Origin of the sequence: Klebsiella sp. 28, from assembly GCF_018223905.1 — a bacterium.
Taxonomy (GTDB): domain Bacteria; phylum Pseudomonadota; class Gammaproteobacteria; order Enterobacterales; family Enterobacteriaceae; genus Klebsiella; species Klebsiella pneumoniae.
In genome coordinates this window covers 35,482-46,419 of the sequence record NZ_JAGRQY010000040.1, presented here as the reverse complement: position 1 = coordinate 46,419, position 10,938 = coordinate 35,482, and the positions used below count along the sequence as shown (strand labels likewise).

The 10,938-nt window shown below is 58.7% G+C and carries 10 protein-coding genes; 3 read left to right on the top strand and 7 right to left on the bottom strand.

The features are described 5' to 3' along the window. The 3 genes from mrdA to KHQ28_RS08110 all read right to left on the bottom strand — a co-directional run. Positions 1-1,777, bottom strand: a 1,777-nt coding sequence (gene mrdA / locus KHQ28_RS08120; protein ID WP_211777583.1) for a penicillin-binding protein 2, incomplete at its 3' end; no start/stop codon positions are given. Between the two features lie 198 nt (positions 1,778-1,975). Next, positions 1,976-2,452 (bottom strand): DMT family transporter, encoded by a 477-nt coding sequence (locus KHQ28_RS08115; RefSeq protein ID WP_032418923.1) that lies wholly within the window; start codon positions 2,450-2,452, stop codon positions 1,976-1,978. Between the two features lie 9 nt (positions 2,453-2,461). Beyond that, positions 2,462-2,896, bottom strand: a complete 435-nt coding sequence (locus KHQ28_RS08110) for a DMT family transporter (protein ID WP_004143693.1) — start codon at positions 2,894-2,896, stop codon at positions 2,462-2,464. A gap of 99 nt (positions 2,897-2,995) precedes the next feature. Between KHQ28_RS08110 and KHQ28_RS08105 the strand changes: the two genes are divergently transcribed. Together KHQ28_RS08105 and katG are read left to right on the top strand one after the other, a co-directional pair. Further along, positions 2,996-3,928, top strand: a complete 933-nt coding sequence (locus KHQ28_RS08105) for a LysR family transcriptional regulator (RefSeq protein WP_032418922.1) — start codon at positions 2,996-2,998, stop codon at positions 3,926-3,928. Positions 3,929-4,196: 268 nt separating this feature from the next. Then, the gene (katG, locus tag KHQ28_RS08100; protein WP_004180028.1) at positions 4,197-6,374 is read left to right on the top strand and encodes a catalase/peroxidase HPI; all 2,178 of its coding nucleotides are present in this window, start codon (positions 4,197-4,199) and stop codon (positions 6,372-6,374) included. A 34-nt stretch (positions 6,375-6,408) separates the two neighbouring features. On the opposite strand, the gene zapE is transcribed toward katG, so the two are convergent. Together zapE and KHQ28_RS08090 are read right to left on the bottom strand one after the other, a co-directional pair. Then, complete coding sequence (gene zapE / locus KHQ28_RS08095; protein ID WP_023325230.1) at positions 6,409-7,470, bottom strand: cell division protein ZapE; 1,062 nt, start codon at positions 7,468-7,470, stop codon at positions 6,409-6,411. Positions 7,471-7,567: 97 nt separating this feature from the next. Beyond that, positions 7,568-8,248, bottom strand: a complete 681-nt coding sequence (locus KHQ28_RS08090; RefSeq protein ID WP_002906011.1) for an MgtC family protein — start codon at positions 8,246-8,248, stop codon at positions 7,568-7,570. Positions 8,249-8,835: 587 nt separating this feature from the next. Here KHQ28_RS08090 and KHQ28_RS08085 point away from each other — a divergent pair. Next, positions 8,836-10,242, top strand: a complete 1,407-nt coding sequence (locus KHQ28_RS08085; RefSeq protein ID WP_004180040.1) for an MFS transporter — start codon at positions 8,836-8,838, stop codon at positions 10,240-10,242. 40 nt (positions 10,243-10,282) lie between these two features. Here the strand turns inward: KHQ28_RS08085 and KHQ28_RS08080 are convergent, their stop codons facing one another. Continuing rightward, a complete protein-coding gene (locus tag KHQ28_RS08080; protein ID WP_004180041.1) occupies positions 10,283-10,597 on the bottom strand; it encodes a PTS lactose/cellobiose transporter subunit IIA in 315 nt (104 codons plus the stop codon). A gap of 9 nt (positions 10,598-10,606) precedes the next feature. Continuing rightward, positions 10,607-10,930 carry a PTS sugar transporter subunit IIB gene (locus tag KHQ28_RS08075; RefSeq protein ID WP_004180042.1) on the bottom strand — a complete coding sequence of 108 codons (324 nt, stop codon included), beginning with the start codon at positions 10,928-10,930 and terminating at the stop codon, positions 10,607-10,609. Positions 10,931-10,938 lie beyond the last annotated feature (8 nt).

The following is a 10,938-nucleotide window of genomic DNA, read 5'->3' as shown; positions in this document are numbered from 1 at the left end:
GAATCAGCGCCATCGCCACCTTCGGATGCTGATAAGGGGCAAACAGGGTGTAGAAGATATGGTCGCGCAGACGCACCGGGATCATTTTGGCGTTATAGGTCTGGTTTTGCTTCAGGCTAAAGACCTGCGAGGTCCCGGACTTCGCCGCGATCTGATACGGCGCAGTATGAAACAGCTTATAGCCGGTGCCGTTGGGCTGATTCGCCATCCCATACATGCCGTTGCGCACAATGCCCCAGTACGGGGATTTCGGGTCACCCACCTGCGGCAGGTTCGCCGGCTGCTGATAACGTTCCACATGGTTGCCCTGCTTCATCGAATAGAGCAGATGCGGATCCTGTACTTTACCATTGTTCAGCAGAGTGGTAAGCGCCTTCACCATCTGGATCGGGGTGGCGATCCAGTACCCCTGGCCGATGCCGACCGAGATGGTGTCCCCCTGATACCAGGGCTTTTTATGCACCCGCTGTTTCCACTCCCGGCTGGGCAGCACCCCGGCGTACTCCTCATTAAGGTCGATGCCGGTGGACTGGCCGTAGCCGAACTTGCTCAGCCACTCATGGATCCGGTCGATGCCCATCTCGAAGGCGACCTGATAGAAAAAAGTGTCTGCTGACTCTTCGATGGCTTTAGTCACGTTGAGCATGCCGTGGCCGGTTTTCAGCCAGTCGCGGTAGCGGCGTTGTGTGCCCGGCAGCGTCCACGTCGGCGCCCCGAAGAAGGTGGTGTTCGGGGTGATGACCCCAGCGGAGAGCGCCGACAGCGCCATATAGGGTTTGACCGTCGAAGCCGGAGGATATAGCCCCTGGGTGACGCGGTTGATCAGCGGCCGGTCCGGATTCTCCAGCAGCGATTTATAGGCCTGATAGCCGATACCTTTGACGAACGGATTAGGATCGTAGCTGGGACTGGAGACCATCGCCAGCACGCCGCCATCCCGCGGGTCGACCACCACCACCGCCGCCCGCTGTCCCTTCAGCACCGACTCAATATACTGCTGGAGATGAAGGTCGAGAGTCAGATAGATGTTTTTTCCGGCCACCGGCGGCACCTCTTTCAGTAGACGCACCACCCGGCCGTGGTTATCCACCTCCACTTCCTGATAGCCGGTGGTGCCGTGGAGCGCTTTTTCATAATAGCCCTCGATGCCCTGCTTACCGATATTGCGGTCGGCGGCGTAGTTCTCCTCTTCGCCGTTTTTCGCCAGCCGCTGCAGATCGCTGTCGTTGATTTTCGACACATAGCCCACCACGTGCGCCAGCTCTGCGCCGTAGGGGTATTCCCGTTGTTGGTAGCTCTCCACCGTCACGCCGGGGAAACGGAATTCGTTGACCGCGAAGCGGGCCACCTCCACATCGCTGAGGTCTGACTTGAGGGTGACCGCTTTGTAGCGGCTGGTGTGGTGCATATCGTCGCGAAAGCTGGCGATGTCGTCCGGCGTCAGGTCGACGATAGGCGTCAGCTGCTGCAACAGCGCGGCCATATCGGGAATTTTGCTCGGGATCACCTGCAGGCGATACAGGGTGATATTCTGCACCAGCGGAATACCGTTGCGATCGAATATCAGCCCGCGGCTGGGGGCGATGGGCAGCATTTTGATGTCGTTCTGGTTTGACCGGGTCTGGTAAAAATCGTGCTGCTCCACCTGCAGATGGTAGAGGTTAACGATCAGCACGCCAAAGCAGACCACCACCAGCAGAAAAGCAATTGCGGCCCGGCGGATAAACAGCATCTCTTCCGCGGAGTGGTCGCGAATTTCATCTCTCAAAAGGGGCATTAGCGGTACATCACCTGAATCACTGGAAAAGCCAACGGCGTAACGGCCGGGAAGCATAGCCTTATCGCAGCGTCAGCCCTACTGAAAGGTTGCTAATGATCTGGCAGAAATGTTTCAGCATGTTAGAGGGATCGTTATTCTTAACCTTGCCCATGACGCGTCAGGCTATATTCACGATGCCCGACGCGTCGGCGCAGCTCACTGTTCTGCGCGGGCCGACACGTGGGAGGTAGCCGACTTCCCTGAGGTATAGATTAAGTACAGCGCGAGGGCCAGACATATCACCGCCGCCAGTCGCGCCGGCGAGAACACCATCGTGCTGTTGCCCAGCCAGCCAAAGTTGTCGATCAGCAGGCTCATCGTCAGCTGGCCAAAGATCACCGCCACGGTGGCCGTAGCGGTGCCTATCCGCTGCACCGCCAGCACCATAATGACGATGTAGGGCACGCCGCAAAATGCGCCCAGCAGCTGCCACTTAGGCACCTGTATCAGGTTTACCGACGTCGCTGGAGCAAAAAACAGGATCAGCAATCCCGTCACCAGCGCGCCGGTGGCGAAGGTTAAAAAGGCGCTGCGCAGCACCCCCACCTGGCTGCCAAGACGGCCATTTATCGCCGCCTGGACGCTAAGCAATGCGCCGCCGCACAGTGCCAGAATGATCACTATCGTATCCATTTCCCCTCCTTAACCCAGAGCCACCAGCAATAACGCCGCCATAATCAACATCAGCGCCATGGCGCGCCGCGGATCGATTTTGCGCCGTGGGCTGCCGAATAACCCGTAATGGTCGATCGCCAGGCTTTTCGCCACCTGACCCGCCAGGATGCCGATCATGGTCATGGCAATACCAATCACCGGCGTCGCCATGGTCAAGATCACCACGTACCCCGCCCCCAACAGACCGCCGGTGAGTTGCCAGCCGGGCAGAGAAAAGAACGACGGGCTGCTACGCGGGCTGAAAAAGAGCATCAGAAAAAAGGTTAACACTGCGCCAATCCCAAAGATGCTCATGGTTGCCCACAGATCCCCCACCTGGCTCGCCAGCGGCCCCAGCAGGCCGGCCTCGACCGATAATCCCATGCCGCCGGCAATCACTAATAAAATGAATAATAACGCCATTACTGCGCCTCCTCTGTACAACAGGCGGCTGAGGATAAAACAGCGTGCTGATGCGATAAACGGTATAATGCAGAAAACACTATTGCAGGAATTGCACAGATGGCCGATGCCAGCAGCGTCGATTTTCGCGCCCTTCAGCTTTTCATCGCGGTTTACGATAACCAGAGTTTTTCCGTAGTGGCCCGCCGCGAAGGGGTCTCTCCCTCGCTGATCTCGCGAACCATCCAGCAGCTGGAAGATGCCCTCGGGCAGCAGCTGTTCTACCGCAACACCCGTGCCGTGGTACCGACCGAAGCAGGACGCCTTTTCGCAGCGTCCGCCCGGGAACTGCTGGGACAGTACGCCGACGCGCAACGGGCGTTACAGGATCGGGCACAGGTCCCCGGCGGACTGGTGCGGATCAATGCGCCGGTCTATTTTGGTCAGCGGCATATCGCCCCCTGGCTTCCGGAACTGGCGGCCCGGCATCCCAAACTGCAGTTTGACCTGATGCTGACCGACGATTTTATCGATCCCCATCGCGATGCGACGGATATCCTTTTTCGCATCAGCAGCCTGCCGGACGCGGGCTATCACGCCAGAGTGTTTGGCAGCCAGCGCTATTACCTGACCGCCTCCCCGGAGTATGTTTCACGGTACGGCAGCCCGACTTCGCCGGAGGCATTGCATCAACATCGCACGCTGGTGTATGGCGGTTCGCAGGGAGCCAACCGCTGGCTGTTTCGCCAGCGCGAAGAGGCATGGGGGCACTATCCGTTGACCCCGCTCATGACCTCGAACAATGCCGATGCCCTGCTCACTTCAGCCATCGGCGGGATGGGGATCGTGTTATTTCCCGACTGGATGGTCAGCGAAGCGCTGCACAACGGGACATTAGTCACGCTGATGGATCGCTATTCGGCGGCCATCAGCCACACGCCATCGTATATCGCGGCGATTTATCCTTATACCCGCCATCCCTCTCTCAACGTGCGGACAGTGATTGACTATTTTGCCGACGTGTTTGGATCGCCGCCCTACTGGCAGCGCTAATGCGAGTTTCGTAGTAAAACTTGTCATATCTCAAACAATTAGCATTCCTTCGCCCAGCTTGACGCGGATCGTTTCCTTTGCCGCCTCGTTACGGCTATGGTTACTAATGAGGTTAATCTCAATCTCCAGGCCGACACGGTCCCACCAGGGGGTTGCCTAACCCTTCATTGAACGGAAATAGCTATTAAATCCGTAGATTCATTCAAATATCGCTTATTGGTAGCAGTGTATATCGTAACGGCATTCACAAAAGCAAACGGAGCCTGATATGAGCACGTCTAACGACCCATCCAACAATGCATCCGCCGGGAAGTGCCCTTTCCACGCCGAGACGCCAAAACAGAGCGCCGGCAGCGGCACCGCCAACCGCGACTGGTGGCCGAACCAGCTGCGTGTCGATCTGTTAAACCAGCACTCCAATCGCTCCAACCCGTTGGGTGAGAATTTTAACTACAGGGAAGAGTTTAAAAAGCTCGATTACTCCGCGCTGAAGGCTGATCTCAGAGCGCTGCTGACCGATTCGCAAGAGTGGTGGCCGGCAGACTGGGGTAGCTATATTGGCTTGTTTATTCGTATGGCCTGGCACGGCGCCGGCACCTACCGCACCGTTGACGGTCGCGGCGGCGCAGGTCGTGGACAGCAGCGCTTTGCCCCACTGAACTCCTGGCCTGACAACGTCAGCCTCGATAAGGCCCGCCGTCTGCTGTGGCCGGTGAAACAGAAATATGGCCAGAAAATCTCCTGGGCCGACCTTTACATGCTGGCGGGTAACGTCGCTCTGGAAAACGCCGGCTTCCGCACCTTTGGCTTTGGCGCCGGTCGCGAAGACGTCTGGGAACCGGATCTCGACGTCGACTGGGGCGATGAGAAAGAGTGGCTGGCCCACCGTCATCCGGAAAGCCTGGCGAAACAGGCCATCGGCGCCACCGAAATGGGTCTGATTTATGTCAACCCGGAAGGTCCGAACGCCAGCGGCGAGCCGCTGTCCGCCGCGGCGGCCATTCGCGCCACCTTCGGCAATATGGCGATGGACGATGAAGAGATCGTCGCGCTGATCGCCGGCGGCCATACGCTGGGCAAAACCCACGGCGCCGCAGAAACCAGCCACGTCGGCGCCGAGCCGGAAGCCGCGCCGCTGGAAGCGCAGGGTCTGGGCTGGCACTCCAGCTACGGCAGCGGCGCAGGCGCGGACGCCATCACCTCCGGTCTGGAAGTGGTCTGGACGCAGACGCCCACCCAGTGGAGCAACTACTTTTTCGAAAACCTGTTCAAATACGAATGGGTGCAGACCCGCAGCCCGGCTGGCGCGATCCAGTTCGAAGCCAAAGACGCGCCGGAGATTATCCCGGATCCGTTTAACCCGGAGAAAAAGCGCAAACCGACCATGCTGGTCACCGACCTGACCCTGCGCTTCGACCCGGAGTTTGAAAAAATCTCCCGTCGCTTCCTCAACGATCCGCAGGCCTTTAACGAGGCGTTCGCCCGGGCGTGGTTCAAGCTGACCCACCGTGATATGGGGCCAAAATCCCGTTACCTCGGGCCGGAAGTGCCGAAAGAAGATCTGATTTGGCAGGATCCGCTGCCGGCAGCGACCCATCAGCCGAGCGCGGAAGATATCGCCAGCCTGAAAAGCGCCATCGCCGGCGCCGGCCTGTCGGTCAGTGAGCTGGTCTCGGTCGCCTGGGCGTCCGCCTCCACCTTCCGCGGTGGCGATAAACGCGGCGGCGCTAACGGCGCGCGTCTGGCGCTGGCCCCGCAGAAAGACTGGCCGGTTAACGCCATCGCCAGCCGGGTGCTGCCGACCCTGCAGGCGATCCAGCGCGCCTCCGGCAAAGCGTCGCTGGCCGATATTATCGTGCTGGCCGGCGTGGTCGGCGTTGAGCAGGCGGCCGCTGCCGCCGGCGTCAGCGTCAATGTGCCGTTTACCCCAGGCCGCGTCGACGCTCTGCCTGAGCAGACCGACGTCGAGTCGTTTGATCTGCTGCAGCCGCTGGCGGATGGCTTCCGCAACTATCGCCGTATCGAAGGCGGTGTCTCGACGGAAACCCTGCTGATCGATAAAGCGCAGCAGCTGACGCTAACCGCCCCGGAAATGACCGTGCTGGTCGGTGGCTTGCGCGTACTGGGCGCGAACTACGATGGCAGCAAACACGGGGTGTTTACCGACCGCGTCGGCGTGCTCAGCAATGACTTCTTCGTCAATCTGCTGGATATGGCTACCGTCTGGAAAGCGGCCGATGATAACGCGGAGCTGTTTACCGGCAGCGACCGTAAAACCGGCGAAGCGAAGTACAGCGCCACCCGCGTGGACCTGGTGTTTGGCTCCAACTCGGTACTGCGCGCCCTGGCGGAAGTGTACGCCTGCGCCGACGGGCAGCAGAAGCTGGTGCATGACTTCGTTGCCGCCTGGACCAAGGTGATGAACCTCGACCGCTTCGATCTGTAATCCCCTCGCCCCGGCTCCCGCCGGGGCGTTTTTCTTATACCGCCCGCGGCAGCTGTTGCAGGCGACTCCGCGTTCGTTGAATATCCTCCAGTTCCACCCCTGCCACCAGCGTCTCCAGGTCGCAGCGGGTCACCAGCAGCAGGCGGATCTGCTTTTCATACAGCACATCAATCACATTGATAAAGCGCTGCTGGGCCGCCGGCCCCACCGTAGCCAATGGCGGCACCTCGTCCAGTAGCCAGACGGCATAGCTTTCGCAGAGCGTCAGATAGTCCATCACCGCCGTGGCGGCCTGACAAAGCTGGGTAAAGGTGAAGTGCAGCAACGCGGGCGACGCCGCGGCCGCCAGCAGCGTGCGATAGCCTACCGTCAGCGAAACCGGTTCGCCAGGCAGCGACGGCAGGTCATACAGCTGACGCTGTTGTGCATTCGGATTAACCCACATCCGCCCGCTGCAGAAGGCGTTATCCTGGCTCAGATGCCGTTCGCGATAATCCTCCTCGCCGTTCAGCGCCACCACCGTTAGATGGGCGCGGATCAGCGCGATCGACGGTAAAAAGCGATCGTGATACAGCGGATTGGGCAGCAGCATCTCCGGCGGGTAGTTTGAGGTGGCCAGCAGCACGATACCGTGTTGAAAGAGGTGTTCCAGCAAGGCTTTAATCAGCATGGCGTCGCCGGGGTCGTGTAGATGAAATTCGTCGAAGCATAGCAGGCGGCAACCGGATGTCATCTGCCTCATCACCGTCTGCAAGTCGGGCGCTCCGGGGGCATTCAGCCGCTGGTGCAGTTCGCGGAAGAAGTGATGAAAATGGACCCGCCGCCTGGCGGCGAGCGGCAGGCTGGCGAAAAAGTGGTCGAGGATAAAGCTTTTCCCTCGCCCGGTACGTCCCCAGACGTATACCCCCTGCGGGCTGCCTGTCGTGGACACCAACTGCTGACCGAGGGCGTCAAGGCGGGCGATGAGTGACAGCTGATCGTCGTCCAGCGTCAGACGCGCCCGCGCCGCCTGCTCGGCCATCACGCGGGTAAAACGAAAATCAGCCGTCACCTCTGTGGGACCAGATTCCGAGGGTACACACCCATTATTTAACATTCTTATAACCTCCTGCGAGGAGGCCATTCTAGCCGCTTTCCCGCGGGATGGCGAATCGCGCGACGAGCGGCCGTTTCCGCTGCTCCGCCGCCAGCCCCTACGCCTCTCCGACACGCCAGTGCACCGATGTGACGTTCTGCTGAACGCCCATCTGCGCCATAATTTGCGCCAGCGTTTTTTGGTGCTGCTTATGGCTAATCAGCTGCGCGCAAATCTCCAGATGGTCCGCGGTGTCCGCCGCCGCCGACTGCAATCCCTGCAGGGTAAACCGCTGCTGCTGCGCAATATTCAGCAACAGCTGACGCACGGCATTTTCATGTTCGCGCAGACAGGTGACGCGTAAGACATAGCGTTTCTCTTCGTCACCGGCCCCCGGCAAGGCATGAATGCGCTGCGCCGCCTCGCGCAGCAGGATATTGGCGCACAGAATAATCAGCGTAGCCGCCGTCGCGTTCCAGAACTGTCCCAGGCCGCAGAGTACGCCGATCCCGGCCGAACACCACAGCGTGGCGGCGGTATTGAGGCCGCGGACGTTCATGCCATCGCGCATAATCACCCCTGCCCCAAGGAAGCCGATACCGGAGACGATCTGCGCCGCAATACGCCCCGGGCTGTCCGGCGAGGCCGACATCGCGCTGAGAATAAACACCGCCGCGCCGGTGGCCACCAGGGCATTGGTGCGTAAACCGGCCATACGTTGCCGCCACTGTCGTTCCGCGCCGATCAGCGCCCCCAACAACATTGCCGCGAGTAAATGAGTCATATAAGGAAATACCATCGCGCCTTCCTCCAGAAAACAGAAAGCCAAAAATTACAGATGTAGCGCTCAGCCGCGCCGGGCGATTAGCCGGTGGATGATGGTGGAGGAAATAAGGGTCTGGAAAACATAAACATAACGCTGCCTCTCGCGCTCAATGGCGCATAAATTATTGAGGGAGGCAATCCGGAACTGAGAGATTGCTGCCCGCCGGGACGGCAAGCAGCGAAATGATCGCGTTAGCTTGCCGGAAAATCGCAATAAGGGTGACTGTCCAACGTATGACTCCTGAATAAAAGTGGGCACATTATAGCCCGGGGTAATGATGGGTAAAGCACGAAAACGCCGCCGGTGACGATTCGTTTAGTTTGTCTTTCGCGGGTCCTGCGTAGCGTGACATCGCCAGGCGACTAAAATGCCGTCAGCGGTGATTTACTTCAATTCCGTCGCTGGGATGCGGCGAAAACCAGCATGAATATCAACTTTATGTCTCCCCAGCGCGATCTTACGCTAAAGAATGTCGCTAAGGCTAAGGATTAAAAATTTAAAACTATTAACAATCAATTAACATTAGCAGGCAAACCATTCTTCCTGAGGAACACAACACCATGTCTACCACCCAGGTTCTCGGCGAAACGCCCTATGCTTCGCCAGGACAACCGCACGCCAGCTTAACCGGACGCATTGATGCGCTGCCCGCCTCATTTGGGTTATGGTCGTTTATTACCCTGCTCTCACTTGGCGGCTTCTTTGAGCTCTACGATCTCTTCCAGACCGGGTATATCAGCGCGGGCCTGCTGGCGGAGGGCATTTTCCACACCGGACAGGCGGGCATCTTCGGCATCGCCGACCAGGCGGCCTTCGCCTCCGCCACCTTTATGGGGCTGTTTATCGGCGCCAGTCTGCTGGCGCCGCTGGCGGACAAACTGGGCCGCCGCCTGACCTTTATGGTGGCGCTCGCCTGGTACGGTCTTTTTTCGCTGCTGATGGCGACGCAGAGTAGCGCGGAAGGGGTGATCTTCTTCCGCTTTCTGGTGGGGATCGGCCTCGGCATTGAGCTGGTGACCATTGATACCTACCTCAGCGAATGGGTGCCAACCCATCTGCGCAATAAAGCCTTTGCCTTTGCCTTCTTCATCCAGTTCCTCTCGGTTCCGGCGGTGGCGCTGATGTCCTGGATGCTGGTGCCGACCACCCTGTTCGGCCTCAGCGGCTGGCGCTGGGTGATCATCTTTGGCGCACTGTTCTCGCTGGCGATCTGGTTTATCCGCAAAAAGCTACCGGAGTCAGCCCGCTGGCTGGAAAGCAAAGGGCGGCATGATGACGCGCATACGGTGATGTGTGAGATGGAAGCCCGCTGCGGCCTGACGCCGTCGCCAAAGCATGCGCATGCGGCACAGAGCGTCGTCAAACGCGGCACCTTCCGCGAAATCTGGGCGCCGCAGTATCGGCAGCGCACCCTGATGCTGATGGTGATGAACTTCTTCCAGGCGATCGGTTTCTTCGGCTTTGGCAACTGGCTGCCGGCGCTGCTCTCCGGTCAGGGCGCCAGCATCACCCATAGCCTGCTGTACGCCTTCTTTATCACCCTCGCCTATCCGCTGGGCTGCCTGTTCTGCACCCGCTTCGTGCATCGCTTTGAAAACAAGTGGCAGATTGTCCTCTCCGCGCTGATGACCGTTATCTTCGGCACCCTGTTCGCCCTGCAAAACAACCCGATTCTGCTGGTGATTTGCGGGTTTATGATCACCTGGTCCAACGCCTGGCTGACCATCAGCTATCACGCCTACCAGGCCGAGGTCTTCCCGACCCATATTCGCGCCCGCGCCGTCGGCTTCTGCTACTCGTTCAGCCGGCTCTCGACCGCGGTGACCAGCATCCTGATCGGCATTATTCTGCAATACGCCGGCACGCCGGGGGTGATTAGCTTTATCGTCGTCAGTATGCTGATGGTGATGCTGTCGGTAGGGATCTTCGGCCCGAGAACGCGAGGCATTCGTCTGGAGAATATCTGATGGCGGTCGCCGCCGAAGGTGCCGGCGGCGACATATTTTATCAGTTGCGATGTTGCAGCTGGCGCTGAACCTCAATAAGCTCCGCGATCAACTCCCGCGCGAGCATAGAGGTCATTATATGATCCTGGGCATGTACCAGAATAAGATTAACCGGTACTTTGCCACAGCCCTCATCCATACCGATAAGCATGGTTTGTACATCATGCGCGCGTTTTGCGGCATCTGCGGCGTCCTGCATCAGCCTATCAACGTCCTGCCACACTCCTTTTCTGGCGGCTTGCAGCGCCTGCATCGCCAGACTGCGGGACTCACCGGCGTTAATGATGAGTTCCATGACGGTTGCTTCCATATCCATACGGTTTCCCTACTTGTTAAGTGAAGGTTCATCCAGCAGCGCCAGCGCCGCAGCAAGAATTTTATCGCCACGCATCATGCCGTAATCCATGCTATCGATAACGGCGACTCTCTTGCCCACCGCAGCGGCCTTTTTGTTAAATTCTTCGAATTTATATTTAATCTGCGGCCCTAAAAGACAGCAATCGTAATTTGGTAACGTGCGATCAAAATCATCCATTGAAACAGCAATAATATCGACAGCAATGCCTTGCGCCGCGGCCGCTTGTTTCATTTTATTCATTACCATGCTCGTTGACATGCCGGCAGCGCAGCACAAAAATATTTTTTTCATCTTATTTA